The 22,329-nt window shown below is 71.2% G+C and carries 16 protein-coding genes and 2 pseudogenes; 12 read left to right on the plus strand and 6 right to left on the minus strand.

The window, feature by feature from the left end; all coding sequences use genetic code 11:
• Positions 1-6: 6 nt before the first annotated feature.
• The 4 genes from frc to M878_RS57245 all read left to right on the plus strand — a co-directional run bounded on the left by frc (position 7) and on the right by M878_RS57245 (position 6,373).
• On the plus strand, positions 7-1,239 hold the full coding sequence (gene frc, locus M878_RS57230; protein ID WP_023545524.1) for a formyl-CoA transferase: 1,233 nt from the start codon (positions 7-9) through the stop codon (positions 1,237-1,239).
• 4 nt (positions 1,240-1,243) lie between these two features.
• Positions 1,244-3,376: an acetate--CoA ligase family protein gene (locus tag M878_RS57235; protein ID WP_023545525.1), complete on the plus strand. Its 2,133-nt coding sequence runs from the start codon at positions 1,244-1,246 to the stop codon at positions 3,374-3,376.
• A gap of 842 nt (positions 3,377-4,218) precedes the next feature.
• A complete protein-coding gene (locus M878_RS99590) occupies positions 4,219-4,971 on the plus strand; it encodes an MFS transporter (RefSeq protein ID WP_245238373.1) in 753 nt (250 codons plus the stop codon).
• 1 nt (position 4,972) lies between these two features.
• A complete protein-coding gene (locus tag M878_RS57245; protein ID WP_023545527.1) occupies positions 4,973-6,373 on the plus strand; it encodes an OFA family MFS transporter in 1,401 nt (466 codons plus the stop codon).
• Positions 6,374-6,425: 52 nt separating this feature from the next.
• On the opposite strand, the gene M878_RS57250 is transcribed toward M878_RS57245, so the two are convergent.
• Positions 6,426-7,103, minus strand: coding sequence for a GntR family transcriptional regulator (locus M878_RS57250; RefSeq protein WP_031224416.1), 678 nt, complete (start codon positions 7,101-7,103; stop codon positions 6,426-6,428).
• Positions 7,104-7,241: 138 nt separating this feature from the next.
• Positions 7,242-8,189: a beta-ketoacyl-ACP synthase III gene (locus tag M878_RS57255; RefSeq protein ID WP_023545529.1), complete on the minus strand. Its 948-nt coding sequence runs from the start codon at positions 8,187-8,189 to the stop codon at positions 7,242-7,244.
• Positions 8,190-8,536: 347 nt separating this feature from the next.
• On the opposite strand from M878_RS57255, the pseudogene M878_RS57260 reads away from it, so the two are divergent.
• The 3 genes and pseudogenes from M878_RS57260 to fdhD all read left to right on the plus strand — a co-directional run.
• Positions 8,537-9,415, plus strand: a pseudogene (locus M878_RS57260) (complex I 51 kDa subunit family protein); the annotation flags it as partial.
• Positions 9,415-9,750 (plus strand): annotated as a pseudogene (locus tag M878_RS47255) (4Fe-4S binding protein); the annotation flags it as partial. The pseudogenes M878_RS57260 and M878_RS47255, both read left to right, overlap by 1 nt.
• 7 nt (positions 9,751-9,757) lie before the next feature.
• On the plus strand, positions 9,758-10,606 hold the full coding sequence (gene fdhD, locus M878_RS57265; RefSeq protein ID WP_023545532.1) for a formate dehydrogenase accessory sulfurtransferase FdhD: 849 nt from the start codon (positions 9,758-9,760) through the stop codon (positions 10,604-10,606).
• Between the two features lie 503 nt (positions 10,607-11,109).
• Here the strand turns inward: fdhD and M878_RS57270 are convergent.
• Positions 11,110-11,637 (minus strand): isochorismatase family protein, encoded by a 528-nt coding sequence (locus M878_RS57270; protein ID WP_031224420.1) that lies wholly within the window; start codon positions 11,635-11,637, stop codon positions 11,110-11,112.
• Between the two features lie 19 nt (positions 11,638-11,656).
• Positions 11,657-12,094 carry a MarR family winged helix-turn-helix transcriptional regulator gene (locus M878_RS57275; protein WP_023545534.1) on the minus strand — a complete coding sequence of 146 codons (438 nt, stop codon included), beginning with the start codon at positions 12,092-12,094 and terminating at the stop codon, positions 11,657-11,659.
• A 125-nt stretch (positions 12,095-12,219) separates the two neighbouring features.
• On the opposite strand from M878_RS57275, the gene M878_RS57280 reads away from it, so the two are divergent.
• A complete protein-coding gene (locus M878_RS57280) occupies positions 12,220-13,137 on the plus strand; it encodes a quinone oxidoreductase family protein (RefSeq protein WP_023545535.1) in 918 nt (305 codons plus the stop codon).
• A 132-nt stretch (positions 13,138-13,269) separates the two neighbouring features.
• Positions 13,270-15,150: a sialidase family protein gene (locus M878_RS57285; RefSeq protein WP_023545536.1), complete on the plus strand. Its 1,881-nt coding sequence runs from the start codon at positions 13,270-13,272 to the stop codon at positions 15,148-15,150.
• Here the strand turns inward: M878_RS57285 and M878_RS57290 are convergent.
• Complete coding sequence (locus M878_RS57290; protein ID WP_023545537.1) at positions 15,100-16,116, minus strand: bile acid:sodium symporter family protein; 1,017 nt, start codon at positions 16,114-16,116, stop codon at positions 15,100-15,102. The genes M878_RS57285 and M878_RS57290 overlap by 51 nt on opposite strands.
• A 194-nt stretch (positions 16,117-16,310) precedes the next feature.
• On the opposite strand from M878_RS57290, the gene M878_RS57295 reads away from it, so the two are divergent.
• Positions 16,311-17,180 (plus strand): LysR substrate-binding domain-containing protein, encoded by an 870-nt coding sequence (locus tag M878_RS57295; RefSeq protein ID WP_023545538.1) that lies wholly within the window; start codon positions 16,311-16,313, stop codon positions 17,178-17,180.
• Between the two features lie 117 nt (positions 17,181-17,297).
• On the opposite strand, the gene M878_RS57300 is transcribed toward M878_RS57295, so the two are convergent.
• Positions 17,298-18,275: an Lrp/AsnC family transcriptional regulator gene (locus tag M878_RS57300; RefSeq protein WP_037730475.1), complete on the minus strand. Its 978-nt coding sequence runs from the start codon at positions 18,273-18,275 to the stop codon at positions 17,298-17,300.
• Between the two features lie 121 nt (positions 18,276-18,396).
• On the opposite strand from M878_RS57300, the gene M878_RS57305 reads away from it, so the two are divergent.
• Positions 18,397-19,884, plus strand: coding sequence for an MFS transporter (locus M878_RS57305; protein WP_031224429.1), 1,488 nt, complete (start codon positions 18,397-18,399; stop codon positions 19,882-19,884).
• A 350-nt stretch (positions 19,885-20,234) separates the two neighbouring features.
• On the plus strand, positions 20,235-22,061 hold the full coding sequence (locus tag M878_RS57310) for an AMP-dependent synthetase/ligase (RefSeq protein WP_023545541.1): 1,827 nt from the start codon (positions 20,235-20,237) through the stop codon (positions 22,059-22,061).
• Positions 22,062-22,329: the final 268 nt, after the last annotated feature.

The following is a 22,329-nucleotide window of genomic DNA, read 5'->3' on the forward strand; positions in this document are numbered from 1 at the left end:
ACGCCCATGACCGCAAAGGCACTTGAGGGCATCCGCGTCCTCGACATGACCCATGTCCAGTCCGGGCCCTCCGCCACCCAGCTTCTGGCCTGGCTCGGCGCCGACGTCGTCAAGCTCGAAGCCCCCACCGGCGACATCACCCGCAAACAGCTGCGCGACCTCCCCGACGTCGACTCGCTGTATTTCACGATGCTGAACTGCAACAAGCGCAGCATCACCCTGAACACCAAGACCGAGCGCGGCAAGGAACTGCTCACCGAGCTGATCCGCCGTTCGGATGTGATGGTGGAGAACTTCGGTCCCGGCGCGGTGGACCGGATGGGGTTCACCTGGGAACGCATCCAGGAGATCAACCCCAGGATCGTCTACGCCTCCATCAAGGGGTTCGGGGACGGCCCGTACACCGGCTTCAAGGCGTACGAGGTCGTCGCGCAGGCCATGGGCGGGTCCATGGCGACCACCGGCTTCGAGGACGGACCGCCGCTGGCGACCGGCGCGCAGATCGGTGACTCCGGCACCGGGGTGCATGCGGTAGCCGGGATACTGGCGGCACTCTTCCAGCGCGAACGCACCGGGCGCGGCCAGCGCGTCAACGTCGCCATGCAGCACGCCGTGCTCAACCTGTGCCGGGTCAAACTCCGCGACCAGCAACGCCTCACCCACGGGCCGCTCGCGGAGTACCCGAACGAGGACTTCGGCGACGAGGTCCCCCGCTCCGGCAACGCCTCCGGCGGCGGCCAGCCCGGCTGGGCCGTCAAGTGCGCCCCCGGCGGCCCCAACGACTACGTCTACGTCATCGTCCAGCCGGTGGGCTGGAAGCCGGTCACCGAGCTGATCGGCCGGCCCGAGCTGGCCGAGGACCCCGAGTGGGCCACCCCCGAGGCCCGGCTGCCGAAGCTGAACAAGATGTTCCAGCTGATCGAGGAATGGTCCTCCACCCTGCCCAAGTGGGACGTGCTGGAGCAGCTGAACGCGCACAACATCCCGTGCGGGCCGATCCTGTCCACGAAGGAGATCATCGAGGACCCCTCACTCGCCGCCAATGAGATGGTCGTCCGCGTCCCCCACCCGGAACGCGGCGAATTCACCACCGTCGGCAGCCCGATCAAGCTGTCCGACTCCCCCGTCGAGGTGACCGGTTCACCGCTGCTCGGCGAGCACAACGAAGAGGTCTACGTCGGCGAACTGGGCCTCAGTGACGAGGAGTTGCGCCTGCTGAAGTCGAACGGGGTGATCTGACGTGATGGCCGAGGACCGGGTGCTGAAGGTGCGCACCCTCCTCGACGCGGTGCGCGCCGAGGGCCGTACCGGGCTGACCGCGCCCGAGGGCAAGGTGATCGCCGACGCGTACGGGATCGCCGTACCGGGCGAGGCACTGGCGAAGGACGTGGACGAGGCGGTGGCCGCCGCGGCGCGGTTCGGCGGGCCGGTGGTCATGAAGATCGTCTCCCCGGACATCCTGCACAAGACCGACGCCGGCGGGGTCGTGGTGGGCGTCGAGGGCGCGGCGGACGTACGGGCCGCGTTCTGCCGGATCATCGAGAGCGCGCATGCGTACGACTCCGCGGCCCGTATCGAGGGCGTGCAGGTGCAGGAGTTGCTGCCCCGGGGGCTGGAGGTCATCGTCGGCGCGGTCACCGACCCGACGTTCGGGAAGGTGGTGGCGTTCGGGCTCGGCGGTGTGCTGGTCGAGGTGCTGAAGGACGTGACGTTCCGGCTGGCGCCGGTCACCGCGGACGAGGCCGTGTCGATGCTGGACTCCATCCGGTCGGCGGAGATCCTGCGCGGGGTGCGCGGGCAGGCCGGTGTGGACCGGTGGGCGGTCGCCGAACAGATCCGGCGGGTCTCCCAACTGGTCGCGGACTTCCCGGAGATCGCCGAGGTGGACCTCAATCCGGTGATCGCCACGCCCGACGGAGCGATGGCCGCCGACATCCGGGTGATCCTCGCCGAGTCGTCGACACCAGCCCGTCGACGGTATGCACGCGACGAAATCCTGTCGACGATGCGCAGGCTGATGCAGCCGTCGTCCGTCGCCGTCATCGGCGCGTCCAACGAGCAAGGCAAGATCGGCAATTCGGTCATGCGCAATCTCATCGACGGCGGCTTCTCCGGGGAGATCCATCCGGTGAACCCCAGGGCCGATGACATTCTGGGCCGCAAGGCGTACAAGAGCGTCACGGATGTTCCCGGTGAGGTGGATGTGGCAGTCTTCGCCATTCCCGCCGCGTTCGTGGCCGCGGCCCTGGAGGAGGTGGGACGCAGGAAGATCCCGAACGCCGTCCTCATCCCGTCCGGTTTCGCCGAGACCGGCGAGCGCGAACTGCAGGCGCGGATCGTGGAGATCGCCGAGCGGCACGGCATCCGTCTGCTCGGCCCGAACATCTACGGCTACTACTCCACCTGGCAGGACCTGTGCGCCACGTTCTGCACGCCGTACGACGTCAAGGGCGGGGTGGCGCTGACCTCGCAGTCCGGTGGCATCGGCATGGCGATCCTGGGCTTCGCCCGCACCACGAAGACGGGTGTGTCGGCGATCGTCGGCCTCGGCAACAAGTCGGACCTGGACGAGGACGACCTGCTGACCTGGTTCGGTGAGGACCCGCACACCGAGTGCATCGCCATGCATCTCGAAGACCTCAAGGACGGCCGGGCGTTCGTGGAGGCGGCCCGGGCGACCGTGCCGAAGAAGCCGGTCGTGGTGCTGAAGGCGGGCCGTACGGCGGCGGGCGCGAAGGCAGCCAGCTCGCACACCGGGGCGATCGCGGGCGACGACGCGGTGTACGACGACATCCTGAGGCAGGCGGGGGTCATCCGGGCGCCGGGGCTGAACGACATGCTGGAGTACGCCCGTGCCCTGCCCGTCCTGCCCACCCCCCGGGGCGACAACATCGTGATCATCACCGGCGCGGGCGGCAGCGGCGTGCTGCTGTCGGACGCGGTGACCGACAACGGGCTGTCCCTGATGGAGATCCCGCCCGACCTGGACGAGGCGTTCCGCCGGTTCATCCCGCCGTTCGGGGCGGCCGGCAACCCGGTCGACATCACCGGGGGCGAGCCGCCGTCGACGTACGAGGCGACGATCCGGCTCGGTCTGGAGGATCCGCGGATCCACGCGCTGGTGCTCGGCTACTGGCACACGATCGTCACCCCGCCGATGGTGTTCGCGGAGCTGGCGGCGCGGGTCGTCGCGGAGTTCCGCGAGCGGGGCATCGAGAAGCCGGTCGTGGCGTCCCTCGCGGGGGACGTCGAGGTCGAGGAGGCCTGCCGGTACCTCTTCGAGCGGGGGGTCGTGGCGTACCCGTACACGACGGAGAAGCCGGTGGCCGCGCTCGGTGCGAAGTATCGGTGGGCGCGGGCTGCGGGGCTCCTGTGACGACGGGGGCTCGCCCGGCATCGCCCGGGGGTCCGGGGGTTGCCCGCCGGGCGAAACACCGCTCGGTGGGCGCGGGCGGTCGGGTTGCTGGGGGGCGGTTCATGACGTGAGTGACGGAGGGGTCGGCCGGCGGTGCGCGTCGGCCGGCCCCGCGACCCGGGCGCGCACGAAAGGCATGGGACAGGGGGCGCTGACCAGAACTTTCGACGCAAGGGGTGCGAGTCGCACGATGGAAACGATCGATTCCCCCGCCTCCGTGCTGTGCAGGGAGGTGAGGGACCGCAGGGGCCGCGTCTACCGGGTCGGCGAGAGCGACGTCGATCTGCTGGGCCGTGGCCGGATCTGGATGGTTGTCCTGCCCTGGGTGGGTCTGGCGGGCATCAGCTGTGCCGCGTACGCGTTCTTCGCGGCACAGGCCGGTCTCCGAGCCGCTCACCGGTGGGGCGGGGACCTGTACTGGCCGGCGGGTCTGTGGGCGTTGTCCCAAGCGGCCGTCGCCGTCCCGGCCGGGCGGCTGCGGGAGAGCGGCCGGCTCTCCGCCCGCGCGGCCATGACGACCGGAGCGCTCGGCACGCTGGCCGGGTATCTGGCGCTCGCCGCCGCTCCGGACCTCGCCGCCGCCCGCCTCGTCTTCACCGTGGCCGCCGGTGCCGGCGCCGGGCTGGTGCACGCGACCTGTCTGACGCTGCCGGGCAGGTGGTGGCCGGAGCACCGGGGCGGCCCGACGGGAGCGGTGGCGAGCGGGCTCGCCCTCGGGGCCGTACCGTTCCTCCTGGCCCCCGGTGCGCGGGGCCGACCCGCAGGTCCTGCTCGCGGCCACGGGAGCCGGAGCGTCCGTGGCGGTGGCCGGGGCTGGCCGGCTCCTCAAGGATCCGCCGCGGAACTGGTGGCCACCGCGTCCCGATCCACGGGCCGTGCCGGCGGATCCGGTCGCCCGGCGCGCACGGGAGAAGAACCCGCCCGCCGTACGCCACCACACCCTGCACGAAGCCGCCCGCAACCCGGTGTTGTGGCTGATGTGGCTGTGCCTGCTCGGCGCGGCCGGCGTCGCCGTGCTCGGCATCTGCCTGCTCACGGTATACGGCGGACAACTCGGGCTCGGCGGCCCGACGGTGTGGTCCGTGACCGTCGCGGGCGGCGCCGGGGCGGCCGCGGCCGGCGCGCTGTCGGACCGCTCGGGGCGGCGCACGGCCCTCATCTCGGCCTGTCTGCTGCTGGCCGTCGCCCAGTTCGGGGTGCTCGGCGCGGCCCGGGCGGGCAGCGGGGTGCTCCTCCTCGGCTGTGCCACGGTCACCGGCGCCGCCGGCGCGGCGGTCCTGGCGCTGGTCACCGCACTGGCCACGGACCACTTCGGTGAGAACCACAGCGCGAGCGTCCATGGACTGCTCACCGGCGCCTGGCTGCTGCCGGTCGCCGTCGGCAGCAGCACCCGCGCCGTCGCGTACACCGCGCGGGACCCCCACTCCGCGTTCCTTCTGGCGGGCTGTACCGGGCTCGCCTGCGCCGTGGTGGCGCTGTTCCTCAAAGCGCCGGGAAGGCTCAGCGTCCGGCGCGTCGTCCCCAATCCCCACCCGCTCGGCGAGGAGATGGCCTGACATGACGGCTGATCCGACAACAAGGAACACGCCGGCCGACCCCGGTTCGGCGGACCGTTCGTACCGCGAAGTCACCGACTCCCGGGGGCGGGTCTACCGCATCGGCGAGACGGACCGCGACATCCTCGGCCACTCCCGCAGGTTCATGGTGTATCTGCCGTGGGTCGCGATGATGGCCATCAGCGTCTCGGAGTACGCCTACGGCTCCGCCGAGGACACCCTGTCCGCCGCACACGGCTGGACCCAGAGCAACACCTTCTGGATCCTCAGCGTCTGGGTGTTCTTCCAGGCCGGTATCGCCTTCCCGGCAGGCTGGCTGCGCGAGAAGGGCATCATCACGGCGCGCCGCGCGATGTTCCTCGGCGCCACGATGTGTCTGCTCGGCTTCCTGGCCCTGTCCCACCTCGACAACGTGCTGCCGGCCGTCCTCGGCTTCGGTGTCGTGGGCGGTGTGGGCTCCGGGCTGATCTACGCGACCTGCATCAACATGGTCGGCAAGTGGTTCCCGGAACGGCGCGGCGCGAAGACCGGGTTCGTCAACGGCGGCTTCGCCTACGGCTCGCTGCCCTTCATCTTCATCTTCAACTACACCTTCGACACCGGCAATTACGACGAGGTGCTGGATCTGATCGGCGTGTACGTGCTGATCGTCGTCGCGGTGTGCGCGTTCTTCTTCAAGGACCCGCCGAAGAACTGGTGGCCGGCCGACGTCGACCCGCTGACACACTCCGCCGACGGCAAGAGGGCGGCGAGCCTGGCGAAGAACCCGCCGGCGGTACGGCAGTACACCCCGAAGGAGGCCATCAGGACAGGCATGCTGCCGCTGATGTGGATCAGCGTCGTCATGACCGCCGGTGTGTCGATCTTCGGGATCTCCTTCCAGGTCGACTACGCCAAACAGATCGGCTTCGGCCCGCTGGTCGCGGCGTCCTCGATGGGTGTCATGGCGGTCATCAACGGCGTCGGGCGGGCGGTCGTCGGCTGGTTGTCGGACCTGTGGGGCCGCAAGACGTCCCTGGTGTTCGTCATCGTGGTCCTGGGGCTCGCCCAGTTCGGCGTCATCTGGGCCGGTGACATCAAGAGCGAGTGGCTGTTCCTGTTCTTCGCCTTCCTCTCCGGCTTCGGCGGCGGCGCGTTCTACCCGATGTTCGCCGCGCTGACCCCGGACTATTTCGGCGAGAACTACAACGCCACCAACTACGGCCTCGTCTACAGCGGCAAGCTGGTCAGCGGCCTGTTCGGCGGCGGCCTCGGCTCCATGGTGGTCGACGCCTGGGGCTACAACGGCGCCTACGCGCTGGCCGGCGGTGTGTCGATGGTGGCGGCGGCGATCGCGCTGCTGCTGCGCCAGCCAGGCCGTGACGGCCGTACGGCTGCCGTGATGGCCGTACGTCGGTCGTGAGCCGTACGTAGGTCGTGACGGCTCCGAGGACGAGGGGCGAGGCGCCGGGTGGTCAGGATCCGTGGCGCTCGTGGTAGGAGCGGCGGGTGTGTTCGGTGTGGGCGCGCATCAGGTGGGCGGCTCGTTCTTGGTCGTTGTGGGCGATCGCGAGGATCAGTTCCCGGTGTTCGATCCAGGACTGGCGCCCGCGCTGCCGCGCCACCGGGGTGTAGTACCAGCGGACCCGGCGGTCCACCTGGGCGGCGAGTTCGGCGAGGACCGCGTTGCCCGCCAGTTCCATTATCTTGGCGTGGAACGCCGCGTTGAGGGCGACGGCGCGGTCCACCTGGTCGGCGGCGACGGCTTTCTCGCCCTCGGCGCACACCTCTTCCAGCGCGTGGACTCCGGATGCGTCGGCGTGGAGTGCGGCCAGCCGGGCCGCCTCCGCCTCCAGCAGGGTGCGCACGGTCAGCAGCTGGTCGGCCTCCTCCTCGGTCGGCTCGTGCACGAACGCGCCCTGCGCGGGCCGCAGATCGACCCAGCCCTCCGTGTTGAGCCGCTGCAGCGCCTCGCGCACCGGCTGCCGGGAGACACCGAGGTGCCCGGCCAGCTCGCTCTCGACCAGGTGCTGGCCGGGCTGCAGGGCGCGGGTGGTGATGAGCTCGAGCAGTGCCTCGTAGACACGCTCGCGCAGCGGTCCGGGCCGTTCGAGCTTGGGCACCGCCCCGTGCGGCAGTCCGGCCGACAACATCATGTTCCCCCTCCTGGACAGGTCTGACGCGTGGACGCTGGACACTCAGTATCGATTGTCTTTTGTCTACAGTCTACGGTGCACAAAATCCAGGCCTAGGCCACCGGACTTCATTCACTCAACGGTGACGTCGTCCACTCACGGGCAGCGTACGACCTGCCCCGCGTACGACAGATTGCCGCCGAAGCCGAACAGCAGCACCGGATCGCCCGCGCTGAGCGCTCCCTGTTCGAGCAGCTTGGAGAAGGCCATCGGGACGCTGGCCGCCGATGTGTTGCCGGATTCGGTGACATCGCGGGCGACCACCGCGTTGACGGCGCCGAGCTTCTCGGCCAGCGGTTCGATGATGCGCAGGTTGGCCTGGTGCAGGACGACCCCGGCGAGATCCTCGGGGGCCACGCCGGCCCGCTCGCAGGTGCTGCGGGCGATGGCCGGGAGCTGGGTGGTGGCCCAGCGGTAGACGGCCTGGCCCTCCTGCGCGAACCGCGGCGGGGTGCCCTCGATCCGCACGGCGTGCCCCATCTCCGGCACCGACCCCCACAGCACCGGCCCGATCCCCGGCTCCTCCCCCGGCGGGCACGCCTCGACGACGGCGGCCCCGGCCCCGTCGCCGACCAGGACACAGGTGGTGCGGTCGCTCCAGTCGGTGACGTCGGACATCTTGTCGGCGCCGATGACCAGCGCCCGGGTGGCCGCGCCGGCCCGCACGGTGTGGTCGGCGGTGGCCAGCGCGTGCGTGAACCCGGCGCACACCACATTGACGTCCATCGCGGCCGGCTGGGGGATGCCGAGCCGGGCGGCGACCCGGGCGGCCATGTTCGGGGACCGGTCGACCGCCGTGGAGGTGGCGACCAGGACCAGGTCGATGTCGGCGGGGGTCAGACCGGCGCCGGCGAGGGCCTTGGCGGCGGCGTGCGCGGCCAGCTCGTCGACCGGTTCGTCGGGGCCGGCGATGTGCCGGGTCCGGATGCCGACCCGGCTGCTGATCCACTCGTCGCTCGTGTCGACCATGTCGGCCAGGTCCTCGTTGGTGAGCACCCTGGCGGGCTGATAGTGACCGATGGCGGCGATGCGCGAGCCGTTCATGGCGGGGTCCCCTCGTGGGCCGTGGGTAGCGGGATCCCCCAGTCTGATCAGTGACCCATGGGTACGACGGCAGGTGAAGCCACAGGAATCGGGCGCCCGAGTTGTCGGCTTCTTGCAGACTCTCGGACGCCCGGCCTTTCACAGCACTCACCCGTTGAACAGCCGTGTCGCCTTCTGTGCGCGTTCGTACACCCATAGGCGACGAACCCGGCCGCCGCGGATCGTTCGTATGCGAGGAGCGGCATCCCGGGCGCCGAACGGCCGGTGTCCGAACTCTGTCGGCCTCAACTCCATACTGTAGACAATATTTCGTCGACAGGATTCGGTCTCCGACCTCCGCGGTAATCCTCGTCCTGCTGCGGCGGGTGGGTGTCGTCGACCCGGCCTCGCTGGACGACTACCGCGCGCGCGGCGGCTACACCGCACTGCGCCGGGCCTTCGCGCTCGGGCCCGCCGGAGTCATCCGCGAGGTCACCGACTCCGGTCTGGTGGGGCGCGGTGGCGCCGCCTTCCCCACCGGCCGCAAATGGCAGGCCACGGCGTCCCAGCCCGACCGCCCGCATCACCTCGTCTGCAACGCCGACGAATCCGAGCCGGGCACCTTCAAGGACCGCGTGATCATGGAGGGCGACCCGTACGCGCTGGTCGAGGCGATGACCGTCGCGGCGTATGCGATCGGCGCGCACCGGGGCCTCCTCTACATCCGCGGCGAATATCCGCGAGCGATACATCGTATGCAGCATGCGGTCGACCAGGCGCGCGTCCGCGGCTTGCTGGGCGAGAACATCCTCGGCCGGGGCTACGCCTTCGACATCGAGGTCCGGCGGGGCGCGGGGGCGTACATCTGCGGGGAGGAGACGGCCCTGTTCAACTCCATCGAGGGGTACCGGGGCGAGCCGCGCTCGAAGCCGCCGTTTCCCGTGGAGCAGGGGCTGTTCGGCAAGCCGACGGTCGAGAACAACGTGGAGACGCTGGTCAACGTCCTGCCGATCCTGACGATGGGCGCCCCGGCGTACGCGGCGATCGGCACCGAGCGGTCGACCGGGCCGAAGCTGTACTGCGTGTCCGGGAGCGTGGCGCGGCCCGGCGTCTACGAGCTTCCCTTCGGCGCCACGCTGGGCGAGCTGCTGTGCCTCGCCGGAGTACGGGACGGGCTGCGGGCGGTGCTGCTCGGCGGCGCGGCGGGCGGGTTCGTACGGCCCGACGAGCTGGACATCCCGCTGACGGGCGCGGTTTCGACGCCCGGATCGCGGTCGAGCACGACGCGCCGCTGACCGACTCTGCCTGTGTGTACTGCGGGAACTGCGTCGAGGTGTGCCCGACGGGGGCGCTGTCACCGAAGACGGAGTTCGACATGCGGGCGGCGGGCACCTGGGACGAGTCGCGGCAGACGGAGACGGCCACGGTGTGCGCGTACTGCGGAGTGGGCTGCACCCTCACGGTCCATGTGCAGGACAATGAGATCGTGAAGGTCACCTCTCCGCACGACAATCCGGTGACCCACGGCAATCTCTGCATCAAGGGCCGTTTCGGCTACCAGCACGTACAGAACCGGGGCTGATCAGGACATGGGACGAGTCACGGAACGACGCAAGGTCCTCCGCATCCGCGACGGGGCGCTCTCCACCCGGCCGGACACACTCGTCGCCGAGGAACCCCTGGAGATCCGGCTGAACGGCAAACCGCTCGCGATCACCATGCGCACCCCGGGCGACGACTTCGCGCTGGCGGCCGGGTTCCTGGTGAGCGAGGGCGTCCTGGCCACGGCATCCGATCTGCAGAACATCGTCTACTGCGCGGGCGCGACCGCAGACGGGGTCAACACCTACAACGTGGTCGACGTGAAGACCGCGCCCGGCGTCACGCTGCCGGACTTCACCCTGGAGCGGAACGTCTATACGTCCTCCTCGTGCGGTCTGTGCGGCAAGGCCAGCCTGGACGCCGTACGGACGACCGCGCGCTTCCCGATCGCCGACACTCCCCCGGTCCGGGTCACCCCGGAGCTGCTGGCGAGCCTGCCCGACCGGCTGCGGGCGGCCCAGCGGGTGTTCGACCGGACCGGGGGCCTGCACGCGGCGGCCCTGTTCACCGAGGACGGCGAGCTGCTGGACATACGGGAGGACGTCGGCCGGCACAACGCGGTCGACAAACTGGTCGGGCGGGCGCTGCAGAACGGCGAGCTGCCGCTGTCGCGGACGATCCTCCTGGTCTCCGGGCGGGCCTCGTTCGAGCTGGCGCAGAAGGCGGTGATGGCGGGCATCCCGGTGCTGGCGGCCGTGTCGGCGCCGTCGTCGCTGGCGGTGGATCTGGCCGCGGAGACGGGTCTGACCCTGGTGGGCTTCCTGCGGGGCAGCTCGATGAACGTGTACGCGGGTGAGGACCGCATCGCCCTGCGAGAGGCGGCCGCCCAGGGCTGAGACGCCTCCCCGCGGCACGGCGGCGGGGCCCCGGCCGGCGGGGAGCGCCCCCCTGCGCCGCCGGGCCCCGCCTCAGCCGAAGGACTGCGCGCCGCTTCGACGAACGCCGTGATCAGGGGTGAGCGGCGGCCGGCAGCACCCGGTCGAGGCCGGCGAGCGACAGCTCCGGCTCACCGGCGAGCCGGTCGCCGTACGCAGGCGATGTCGACGGTCCCGTCGAGGATCAGCCGCTCCCGGTCGTCCCTCACCCGGTGTCGACCACGCTCGGGCGGGAGGTGCCCCCATGTCCCGGCCGGCGTTGGTCTCCACGTCCGGGTGCGCCGCCGCGAAGGCGCGCAGGGCATGGGCGACGACGACACCGGCGCGGAAGCCGACCGGAAGGCCGCCGGCGCCGGTGCGCGGCCCACTGCACGCGGCGGCGGCGCGCCCGTCGGTGGTGGCAAGCAACTGCCGCTTGTCGCCGAGGAGTTGTCAGGACGGGGGCGGCACGCCGGTCTGAGCGGTCAGGCGGCGGCGAAGCGTACCTCGCCGGCGGTCACGACCGTGCCCAGGCGGGGGAAGTCGAGCCGGACGGACGCCTCGTGCTCGGCGGCGGTGAAGGCGGCCATGGCGTCCTCGGCGAAGACGAGGTGGTAGCCGAGGTCGGCGGCGGCGCGAGCGGTGGACTCGACGCCGAGGTTGGTGGCGATGCCGCCGAACACCAGGGTGGTGACGCCGCGTTCGCGCAGCCGCTCGTCCAGGCCGGTGCCCTGGAAGGCGCCGATGGTGCGTTTGACCACCTCCAGGTCGCCGTCGGCGGCGAGGCCGGGTACGAGTCCGCTGCCGGGCGGCTGTTCGGCGGCCGAGGGGCGTTCCACCCGGACGAGCACGACGGGCGCTCCGGCGGCGCGGAAGGCGCCCGTCAACTCCTCGGCGGTGGCCAGTACTTCAGTTCCTTTGTGGGGTTCCAGCGGTAGCGCGACGATGCGTTCCATCAGATCGACGAGGATCAGGGCGGTGCGCTGCGGATCGAGCACGGGAGCTGCGGTCATGACGGAACGTTAGCCGCCGTCAGCCGTCCGTGCCGGAAATCCGGATCAACAGGCCCATGAACTGATCGCGTTCGGCGGCCGACAGCGGGGCGAGCAGCTCGTCGTTGGCCTCGCGGGCCGCCTGCTCGCAGCGCGCGAGGAGGCGGGCGCCTTCGCCGGTGAGGGTCACGGCGTTCTTGCGCCGGTCCCGGGGGTCGGGGGTGCGCAGGACGTGGCCGGCGGACTGCAGGTCGTTGAGCACGCCGACCAGGTCCTTGGGGTCGAGGCCGACGCTGCGGCCGAGGTCGGCCTGGGCTACGGGCTGGAGGTCGCGGACGGCGGAGAGGACGACATGGTGCCACATCTTCTGCCCCTCGGCCGCGAGGGCGTCGGAGACGAGGCCGCGGCCCCGGGCGGCGGCGCGGCCGAGGAGCCAGCTGGGCAGGGATCGGATCGCGGTGAGCGGTACTTCGGCCATATTGGCAGACTATCCGACAATCATTGGACCTCCCAACGAATCTCGGCTACCGTTGGGGCTCCCAACGAATTCGTAGGTGTTCCCAACGATCGATGTGCCGGGAAGACCAGCCCTGGAGGTGTGCGATGCGTCGCGTCCGATATGAGTCCACGGGCGGCCCGCTGTTCGTCGAAGAGGCCCCGGTCCCCGAGCCCGGCCCCGGCGAGCTGCTGGTGCGCTGCGCGGCGATCGGCGTCACGCTGCCCGTGGTCCGCAAGGTCACCGAGGCTGCCGAGCCGATCATGCTCGGCGGGGAGATCGCCGGCGAGGTGGTGGCGGCCGGCGAGGGCGTGACCCGCTTCCGGCCGGGCGACCGGGTGACGGGGATGTGCTTCGGGCACGGGTACGCCGACTTCGCCCTGCTGCACGAGGCCATGACCTCCCCCATACCGGACGGCGCCGACGCCGTGGACGCGATCGCGCTGGTGCGCAGCGGCCTGGTGGCGTACGGGGCGCTGGAGGCGGCGCGGCCGGCACCGGGCGAGGCGGTCCTCGTCACGGCGGCGGCCAGCGGGATCGGTCACCTCGCGCTGCAGCTGGCACGGGCGCGGGGTGCGGGGCGGGTGGTGGGAGCCGTGTCCGACCCGGGCAAGGCGGACTTCGTCCGCTCGCTCGGCGCGGACGACTGTGTTCAGTATGCCGACGGCAGTTGGGGGGATCCCTTCGACTGTGTCCTGGATGCCGTCGGCGGTGACCTGCTCACCCCCGCCCTCGCCGCCCTCGCCCCGCACGGCCGCCTCGTCGCCTACAGCTCGGGCGGCGGCACCATCCAGGCGTACGACCTGCTGGTGGGCGCCAAATCGGTGATCGGCTTCCAGATGGCCCTGATCGCCCGCGACCGGCCGGACCTGTACGAGCAGTGGCGCCAGGAGCTGTGGCGGCTCTTCGCCGAGGGCACCCTGAAGCCCGCCGTCCATGCCGAGTTCGCACTTCAGGACGCGGCGAAGGCGCACGAGGTGATCGAGGCACGGGCCAACCTCGGCAAGGTGGTGCTGCGCCCGTAGGGCGTTCACACCCGCCGCGTGCTGCACACTTCTTGTGAGGCGACCTGCCCCCAACTACCTTCGATGGGGCGCACGTTGGACATGGGATGTCCGGATGTCCAGATGTCCGGCCGACGAAGGGCAGGTCCCTCCATGCCGTCAGGTCTTCGCGCCCGTCTGAGAACCGCACTCGCCGCCGTCATCTGCACGACGGCGGCCCTGTTCGCACTGCCTCTCGCCACACCCCACCCCGCACATGCCCAACCCCCCGCCAACTCCCCCGAGTTCGAGCAGCAGGTCCTGTTCAAGGCTTCCCAGGATCCCGGCTACGCGTGCTTCCGCATCCCTGCGATCGTGAAGACCACCGACGGCACCCTGCTGGCCTTCGCCGAGGGCCGGGTCCTCAACTGCGGGGACGCCGCCGACATAGACATCGTGCTCAAGCGCTCCACCGACGGCGGCCGCACCTGGGGCCCGCTGCAGGTGGTCACCGACGGCGGCGGCGACACCCACGGCAACCCGGCGCCGGTCGTGGACCGCGCAACGGGCCGGGTCTGGCTCGCGGAGACGCACAACACGGGCCGGACCGACAGCGCCAGCTGCTCGATCCCCTGCGACCGCACCCCGTACATCCAGTACAGCGACGACGACGGCCGGACCTGGTCCGCACCCCGCGATCTGAGCCCGGAGATCCTGCCCGCCGACTGGAACTCCTGGTACGCGACCGGGCCGGTGCACGGCATCCAGCTCACCCGGGGCCGTTACGCGGGCCGGCTGGTCTTCGGGGTCAACACCGAGACATGGGACGGCAGCCGGACAACCGCCAACCACGCGGCCCTGATCGTGAGCGACGACCACGGAGGCCACTGGCGCATCGGCGCCCAGGACACCTGGCCCATCGCCGACGACGGCACCTTCCGGCAGAAGCCCTCCGAACTGGCCCTCGCCGAGCGCCAGGACGGCTCCATCCTGGTCAGCGGCCGAGAGCAGGACGGCACCGACCTCGGCCACCGCACCCAGGCCGTCAGCCGCGACGGCGGCTCCAGCTTCACCGCGCCCTTCCACGACCTGCCGGACCTGTACGCCCCGATGGTGGAGGGTTCGCTGCTACGCCTCGGCGACCGTCTGCTGCTGGCCTGCCCCGCCGACCCCGACCACCGGCGGACGATGATGATCCGCTCCTCCTACGACGGTGGCCGCACCTGGGAGAGCGTGGACCGCGGCACGGTCGTCACCACGGACTGGTCCGGCTACTCGGACCTGGCGCGCGTCGACGGCGACACGGTGGGCCTGATCTACGAGGGCGGCGCGGTGGACGCGCGCGACGAGATCCGCTTCGCCCGCTTCGCCGAGGACTGGCTCGTCCCGCGCCGCGGCCCCGACCCGGTCACCCCCGACCGGGCCCGGCACGCCCGCCCGGCCGCGGTGCTCGGCGGGGCGACGCAGACGGCCGGGGTCTTCGGCGGCGCGCTGCAATTCGACGGCACCGACGACGCCGTACGCCTGCCGTACCGCGACAGCCTGCCCCTGGGTACCAAGGACTTCACGGCGTCGCTGTGGTTCCGGTACTCGGCGACGAGCGGTGAGCAGCCGATGCTGTGGATGGGCGGGGTCGGCACCGGTCAGCCGCAGGTGTGGGTGCGCGGCGAGCCGGCGAACCACCGCATCCAGGGGCTGATCACGGTACGGGACGGGGCGATCGCGCCGCAGACCGCGTACGTGCGGACGGATACCGCATACAACGACGGCCAGTGGCATCACCTGGTGCTGCGCCGAGGCTTGGGCAGGTTGTCGTTGTTCGTCGACGGTATGCGGTCTTCCGTCGCCGACGTCCCGGGGTCGGTCAGCCGCAACTCCCCCTTCGGCGTGCACATCGGTCAGCGCATGGACAGCAGGGCCTTCTACACTGGCGCGATCGATGAGGTGCACGTGTGGGACCGGGCCCTCACCGACGACGAGCTGTCGGATCCGGCGGCGCTGCGGTCACCGAAGGACACGGTCCTGTGGCTGCCCCTCGACCATGTGAGCGGCTGAACCGGCGACCGCGCCCGGGACCCGCTCCGGGTCCCCCGCCCGGCGCCTGGCGATGACCGCGCACACCATCAGCTGCATCTGGTGGAACAGCATCAGCGGCAGTACGGCGAGGGAGGCATGGGCGCCGAACAGGACGCTGGCCATGGGCAGTCCGGAGGCGAGGGACTTCTTCGAGCCGGCGAACTGGATGGCGATCCGGTCCGCCCGGCCGAAGCCCAGTGCCTTGCCGCCGTACCAGGTCAGCAGGAGCATCGCGGCGAGCAGGGCGGCCTCGACGACGAGCAGGCCGCCGAGCCGCGCGGGGCTGACCTGGTGCCATATGCCCCGGATCATGCCCTCGCTGAAGGCGGTGTAGACGACCAGCAGGATCGAGCCGCGGTCGACCAGCCCGAGGACCTTCTTGTGCCGGGCTGTGAAGCCACCGATCCAGCCCCGCAGCAGCTGTCCCGCGAGGAACGGCACCAGCAGCTGGAGCACGATCTTGACCAGTGAGTCCGCCGAGAACCCGCCCCCGCTGTTGCCGAGCAGCCCGGCCGCGAGCAGCGGGGTGACGACGATGCCGATGAGGGAGGAGAAGGAGCCCGCGCAGATCGCCGCCGGGACGTTTCCGCGGGCGATCGAGGTGAAGGCGATGGACGACTGGATCGTCGACGGCACCAGTGTCAGGAACAGCAGTCCCTGGTAGAGCGGCTGGGTCAGCAGCACCGGCACAAGTCCGCGCGCCGCCAGCCCGAACACCGGGAAGAGGACGAAGGTGCAGGCGAGCACCGTGACATGGAGCCGCCAGTGGCGCAGTCCCTCCAGCGCCTCACGGGTGGAGAGGCGGGCGCCGTAGAGGAAGAACAGGAAGGCGATCGCGGCCGTCGACGCGCCCGAGGCCACGTCGGCGGCGGTGCCCCGGGCCGGCAGGAGCGCGGCGAGGCCCACGGTCCCGAGCAGCAGGACGATATACGGGTCGATCGGCATCCGACTCGGCCGGCGCAGGCGTTTCACAGTGCTCCGATTGCTGTGCGCGTGTCTGTACACGTCTGTTGACAGGTCGTCCCCCCGGCAGGCCCGCAGGACCCCCGCTCATCGTCCTCCTCGGGCCGTCGATCGGGAATCCCGCATACCATTCTTACTGTCATCATGAAATCCGATAGCCGGGTAGGCTGCCTGCCATGTACGACCCGACGCAGCTGCGCACCTTCCTCGCCGTGGCCCAGACGCTCAGCTTCACGCAGGCCGCGCGCCGGCTGGGGCTGCGCCAGTCCACGGTGAGCCAGCATGTGCGCCGGCTGGAGGACGCGACCGGGCGGCAGCTGTTCACCCGGGACACCCATGCGGTGGAGCTGACCGGGGACGGCGAGGCGATGCTCGGCTTCGCCCGGCGGATCCTGCAGGTCCACGAGCAGGCGACGGCGTTCTTCACCGGCACCCGGGTGCGCGGCCGGCTGCGGTTCGGGGCGTCGGAGGACTTCGTGCTCACCCGGCTGCCGGAGATCCTGGAGGGCTTCCGCTACGACCATCCGGAGGTCGACCTGGAGCTGACGGTGGAGCTGTCCGGCACCCTGCACGAGCAGCTGGCCGCCGGGAAGCTGGACCTGGTGCTGGCCAAGCGGCGCCCGGAGGATCCGCGAGGCGAACTGGTCTGGCGCGACGACCTGGTGTGGATCGGCGCCGAGCGGCTGCGCCTGGACGCCGACCGGCCCGTCCCGCTGATCGTGTATCCCCCGCCCGGCATCACCCGGGCCCGGGCGCTGGAGGCGCTGGAGCGCGAGGGCCGCGACTGGCGGATCGTGTGCACCAGCGGCAGTCTCAACGGGCTGATCGCGGCGGCTCGCGCCGGGCTCGGGGTGATGGCCCACTCACGGCGCCTGATCCCGCCCGGCCTCTTCCGGCTCCCGGACCGCGCCGGCCTGCCCGACCTCGGAAAGACCGACTTCGTACTCGTCCACGGCCGCCGCCGGGGCGCCGCCGAGGACGCCGCGAACGCACTGGCGGCGGCGGTCCTGGCGGGCGGGGAGCGACTGCGGCGGCGGGGCGGCTAGGCCCCGCCGCCAGACTCCCGTGGTCCGCCCGCAGGGCGGGCCCGGCGGCGGCGGGGGTCCCCCGCGCGAGGGTGTTCGAGCGTGAGGGAGGGAGTCTGACGGCAGGGCCTGAGTCCGTCAGCGCGGTACCGGGTACGTCAGCTGCTTGATCCGGCGCAGGAAGGGCGTGGTCTCCACGTGCTGGACGCCTTCGAGGCCGCCGAGGGGACCGCTCAGGTAGGCGTAGAGGCCGGCCGTGCTGCGGGTCATTGCGGTGACGACGAGATTGGACGGCCCGGCCGTCGCGGAGACCCAGGCGGTCTCCTCGTGCCCGGCCAGGGCCTCGCCGACGGAGTGCAGCGCTGCGGGTGCGGCGGTGATCCACAGGCTGGCGACGACGGGGTAGCCGAGCGTCTCGGAGTGGTACTCGATGTCGGTGTACACCGCCCCGGAAGCGCGCAGCGCGGCCAGCCTGCGCTTGACCCAGGACTCCGAACGGCCCGTCGCGCGCTGCAGCTCGGGATAGGTGGCCCGGCCGTCGCGCTCCAGGACGGCCAGCAGGGGTTCGTCCTCGGGTTCGAGACGGGCCGCTGCGGGGACGGGTTCGCCGTCGGGGCGCAGGGCGCCGATCTGGTCCTCGGTGAGCGCGGCGAACTTGCGGATCCAGCCGTCCGCACCGCCGTAGAACCGGTGCAGGAGCTGGTGGGCGCGGATCTCGACCACGTTCGGCGTGCGCGGCAGCTTGCCGAGCAGCAGTTCGTCGTGGTCGCCCGGGGTGCGCGGCCGGGTCAGGCACAGCACCTCGGTGCCGCCTGAGGCGAGCCCGATCCAGAAGGTGTCGGGACGCCGGGCGAGCGCCTCCGCGATGGCCAGTGCGCTGTCGGGCGCACAGCGGATCCGCAACATCCACTGGTCCTGGCCGAGCCGGGAGGCGTCCCGCAGGACGATGACCCGCAGGCCGCCGTGTTCGCACAGGCGCCGGTAGCGGCGCGCGATCGTCTGGTCGGAGACACCGAGCGCTGCGGCGATCCGGCTGAAGGAGGCCCGGGCGTCGGCCTCCAGTGCGGACAGCAGCTGCAGGTCGAGATGATCGAAGGTGTCGGATTCCAGCTCCAACATGCTGTCTCCCATCGGATTCCATCGGTCATGCGCCGTCCAGCCGTCCGATCGGCCGCGCCGGGGCCATCGTACGGAGCGATCGAACGCTGTCGTACGGACTTACCGGGAGTGGGAAGACATGCGTAGCTGGGGGACGCTCACGGCTGTGTGCCTGGGCACGTTCATGTTGTTGCTGGACGTGACGATCGTGGTGGTGGCGCTGCCGGACATGGCCGGCTCGCTGCACGCGTCACTGAGCGATCTGCAGTGGGTGGTGGACGCGTACGCGCTGGCGCTGGCCGCGCTGTTGCTCGGGGCGGGGGCCGCCGCCGACCTGCTCGGGCGTCGCAGGGTGCATGTGACGGGTGTGGTGCTGTTCGCGGTGGCCTCGCTGCTCTGCGGGCTCTCGACAGCGCCGACGGTGCTGGTGGCCGCGCGGGCGCTGCAGGGGGTGGGCGCCGCGGCGATGCTGGCGACGACGCTGCCGTTGCTGGGCTCGGTCTACCAGGGCAGGCAGCGGTCGGCGGCGCTCGGTGTGTGGGGCGCGGTGAGCGGCGGGGCCGCGGCGGTCGGTCCGGTGGTGGGCGGTCTGCTCACCGAAGGGCCGGGCTGGCGGTGGATCTTCTTCGTGAACCTGCCGGTGAGCGTCGTCGAGGTGTGGTTGACCCTGCGGGTGGTGCCGGAGTCGCGGGGCCCGCGCGGGATGCGGGTGGACTGGGCGGGCATGGCCTCGTTCGCCGGCTTCGGCGGCGGGGTGACCTACGCGGTGGTGCGGGCCGGCGAGGACGGCTGGACGGCGCCGGCGACGCTCGTGGCGTTCGGGTGCGCGGCCCTGGCGCTGGTGGTGTTCGTGCTGGTGGAGCGGCGGGCGGCGCATCCGCTGCTGGATCTGGCGCTGCTGCGGCGCCCCGCGTTCGTCGGGGTGATGCTGGGGGCGTTCGCCTTCAACGGGGTGGCGTTCGGGGTGACGCCCTATCTGTCGATCTGGATGCAGACACTGCTGGGGATCTCGCCGGTGCGCGGAGGGCTCACGCTGCTGCCGATGACGGTGGCGGCGATGATCGTCGCCGTGCTGGTGGGCCGGCTGCTGCACGGTGTGCCGGCACGGCTCACCATAGGCGGCGGGCTGCTGCTGATCGGCACCGGAAGCCTGTGTCAGGCCGTGCTGGACGCGGGCGCCTCCTGGACGGCGCTGGTGCCGGGGTTCGTGCTGGTGGGCGTCGGCACCGGGCTCGTCGCGCCGACGGTCGCCGGGGCGGCCCTGGCCGCAGTGCCGGCGGAGCGGGCCGGGATGGCGGGCGGCGCGGTGAACACGGTCCGGCAGCTCGGGTACGCGCTCGGCGTGGCCGTCTTCGGCACGGTGCTCACCTCCCGGATGACCGGCACGCTGCCGAGCGGCGCGGCCCACGCGCTGGCGGGCGGCGGAGCCGGTGCGCTGCGCGGCGGCTTCCCGGAACACACCCTGCGCGCCGCGTTCGCCTCGGGCCTGAACACCGCGCTGGTGCTGGCGGGGCTTGCGGGTCTGGTCGCGGGGGCGCTGGTGCTGCTGCTCGTGCGAGCGGACCGGCCCGCACCGCGGAAGGTGCCCGACGCGAAGACGGAACCGGCGGTGACGGCCGGCCGCTGACCACGGCACGCCCTGGCGGGGGCGGTCCCGGGAGTACGTTCCCGTGACCGCCCCCGCCGGTCTGTTCCTCCCGGGCCGGGTCATGTCTCGTATGCGACGATCGGGGCAGTGTGCGCCGTAATCGACGCGTACAGATTCGGTGGAGATTACGGCACCGAAACTTACTGACCCGTCAGTATTGTGTCCGGCCCTTCCCCATGTGAGGGCATTTTCCGGTCGCCAGCGGGGAGGAACGTGAGGTTTGCTCGGTTTCCTGCCCCCTCCCGCCCGGTGACGGCGTGGGGTAGCTTTCACCGCGCTGTGCCGAGCATCACGGGCGAGACCAAGCAGCGAGGATCGGGGAGCGAGGTTTGCGCGAGTTCACCAACCCGCCGCTCACGTCGGCACCGCCCGTAGGCGGTCTGGCCGACGTGGTCTTCGAGCATGCCCAGACGGACCCCACGCACGTGGCCCTCGGCCGCAAGGACGCCTCCGGGCAGTGGCGGGACGTGACCTCCACCGAGTTCCGCGACGAGGTCCTGGCCCTCGCCAAGGGCCTCCTCGCCCGCGGCGTCCGCTTCGGCGACCGCGTCGCGATCATGTCCCGCACCCGTTACGAGTGGACCCTGTTCGACTTCGCGCTGTGGGCGATCGGCGCCCAGGTGGTGCCCGTCTACCCCACGTCCTCGGCCGAGCAGTGCTTCTGGATGCTCTACGACGCCGAGGTGTCCGCGGCGATCGTGGAGCACGAGGACCACGCGATGACCATCGCGACCGTCATCGGCCGCCTCCCGCAGCTGCGCCAGCTCTGGCAGCTGGACGAGGGCTGTGTGCAGGAGCTGTACGACGCGGGGGCGCATCTGGACGACGAGCTGGTGCACCGGCACCGGCAGGCGGTCACCCCGGACTCGATCGCCACCATCATCTACACCTCGGGCACCACCGGCCGCCCCAAGGGCTGTGTCATCTCCCATGCGAACTTCATGTTCGAGGCGGACACCATGGTCCGGCGCTGGGAGCCGGTGTTCCACTCCAAGAAGGGCGACGAGGCCTCCACACTGCTGTTCCTGCCGCTCGCGCATGTCTTCGGGCGGATGGTGGAGGTCGCCGCGATCCGCGGCAAGGTCCGCTTCGGACACCAGCCGCAGCTGCACGCCGCCGCCCTGCTGCCCGATCTCGCCGCGTTCAAGCCGACGTTCATCCTCGCGGTGCCGTACATCTTCGAGAAGGTGTTCAACGCGTCCCGCCGGAAGGCCGAGAAGGACGGCAAGTCGGGGCCGTTCGAGAAGGCCGTCGACATCGCGGTGAAGTACGCGGAGGCCGTGGAGGCCAAGGCGTGGGGCACCGGGCCCGGCCCGTCGGCGGGGCTGCGTGTGCAGCACCAGCTCTTCGACAAGCTCGTCTACTCCAAGGTCCGCACGGCGATGGGCGGCCGGATCCGCAACGCGATGTCCGGCGGTTCGGGCATGGACCGCCGGCTGGGGCTGTTCTTCGCGGGTGCCGGCGTGCAGATCTACGAGGGCTACGGCCTGACCGAGTCGACGGCCGCCGCGACCGCCAACCCGCCCGAGCGCACCCGCTACGGCACCGTCGGCCAGGCCATCCCGGGTGTGACCGTGCACATCGCCGACGACGGGGAGATCTGGCTGCACGGCGGCAATGTCTTCCAGGGCTATCTCAACAACCCGAAGGCCACCGACGAGACCCTGCACGAGGGCTGGCTGGCCACCGGCGACCTCGGCTCGCTCGACGAGGACGGCTATCTGACCATCACCGGCCGCAAGAAGGAGATCCTCGTGACCTCCGGCGGCAAGAGCGTCTCCCCCGGTGTGCTGGAGGAGCGGGTCCGTGACCATCCGCTGGTCAACCAGTGCATCGTCGTGGGCAACGACCGCCCCTACATCGCCGCCCTGGTCACCCTCGACCAGGAGGCCGTCGAGCACTGGCTGCAGATGCGCAACAAGCCGAGGATGACCCCGGCCCAGCTGGTGCGCGACCCGGACCTGGAGACGGAGGTGCGGCGGGCGGTGGTCGCCGCCAACACCCTCGTCTCGCAGGCCGAGTCCATCCGTACCTTCCGTATTCTCGCGCAGCCGTTCACCGAGGAACACGGCCTGCTCACACCGTCGTTGAAGCTGAAGCGGAAGGCGATCGAGAAGGCGTACGACGCCGAGGTCGAAGCCCTATACCACACCTGACGCCACGTCAGCTCCGGCCCTTTCGGCCTCAGCTGATGGTCACCCGGGTCTGGAAGGTCACCGGGGGCGACGACGGTCCCGTTGACGGAGATCATCCGATGTCTGGAAGTCGGAGCGGTGCTCACAGCGGACAGCGAAGGGCTCTCGTCCAGGCCGGTTCACATGCATGCACCGGTTCATCGACACGTCCGGTGGCGCGATACAGGGTTGTGGGACGACGGGGCTCCGGTCAATGGTCCGGACCGAAAACGTCGGATGCGTTTCCGGC

The sequence above is a fragment of the Streptomyces roseochromogenus subsp. oscitans DS 12.976 genome, assembly GCF_000497445.1.
GTDB classification, from domain to species: Bacteria; Actinomycetota; Actinomycetes; order Streptomycetales; family Streptomycetaceae; genus Streptomyces; species Streptomyces oscitans.

What these genes read in the sequence shown, in the direction of transcription:
- frc (WP_023545524.1), top strand. Translation starts at nt 7, where the DNA reads ATGACCGCAAAGGCACTTGAGGGCATCCGCGTCCTCGACATGACCCAT.
- M878_RS57235 (WP_023545525.1), top strand. Translation starts at nt 1,244, where the DNA reads ATGGCCGAGGACCGGGTGCTGAAGGTGCGCACCCTCCTCGACGCGGTG.
- M878_RS57245 (WP_023545527.1), top strand. Translation starts at nt 4,973, where the DNA reads ATGACGGCTGATCCGACAACAAGGAACACGCCGGCCGACCCCGGTTCG.
- M878_RS57250 (WP_031224416.1), bottom strand. Translation starts at nt 7,103, where the DNA reads ATGTTGTCGGCCGGACTGCCGCACGGGGCGGTGCCCAAGCTCGAACGG.
- M878_RS57255 (WP_023545529.1), bottom strand. Translation starts at nt 8,189, where the DNA reads ATGAACGGCTCGCGCATCGCCGCCATCGGTCACTATCAGCCCGCCAGG.
- fdhD (WP_023545532.1), top strand. Translation starts at nt 9,758, where the DNA reads ATGGGACGAGTCACGGAACGACGCAAGGTCCTCCGCATCCGCGACGGG.
- M878_RS57270 (WP_031224420.1), bottom strand. Translation starts at nt 11,637, where the DNA reads ATGACCGCAGCTCCCGTGCTCGATCCGCAGCGCACCGCCCTGATCCTC.
- M878_RS57275 (WP_023545534.1), bottom strand. Translation starts at nt 12,094, where the DNA reads ATGGCCGAAGTACCGCTCACCGCGATCCGATCCCTGCCCAGCTGGCTC.
- M878_RS57280 (WP_023545535.1), top strand. Translation starts at nt 12,220, where the DNA reads ATGCGTCGCGTCCGATATGAGTCCACGGGCGGCCCGCTGTTCGTCGAA.
- M878_RS57285 (WP_023545536.1), top strand. Translation starts at nt 13,270, where the DNA reads ATGCCGTCAGGTCTTCGCGCCCGTCTGAGAACCGCACTCGCCGCCGTC.
- M878_RS57290 (WP_023545537.1), bottom strand. Translation starts at nt 16,116, where the DNA reads ATGCCGATCGACCCGTATATCGTCCTGCTGCTCGGGACCGTGGGCCTC.
- M878_RS57295 (WP_023545538.1), top strand. Translation starts at nt 16,311, where the DNA reads ATGTACGACCCGACGCAGCTGCGCACCTTCCTCGCCGTGGCCCAGACG.
- M878_RS57305 (WP_031224429.1), top strand. Translation starts at nt 18,397, where the DNA reads ATGCGTAGCTGGGGGACGCTCACGGCTGTGTGCCTGGGCACGTTCATG.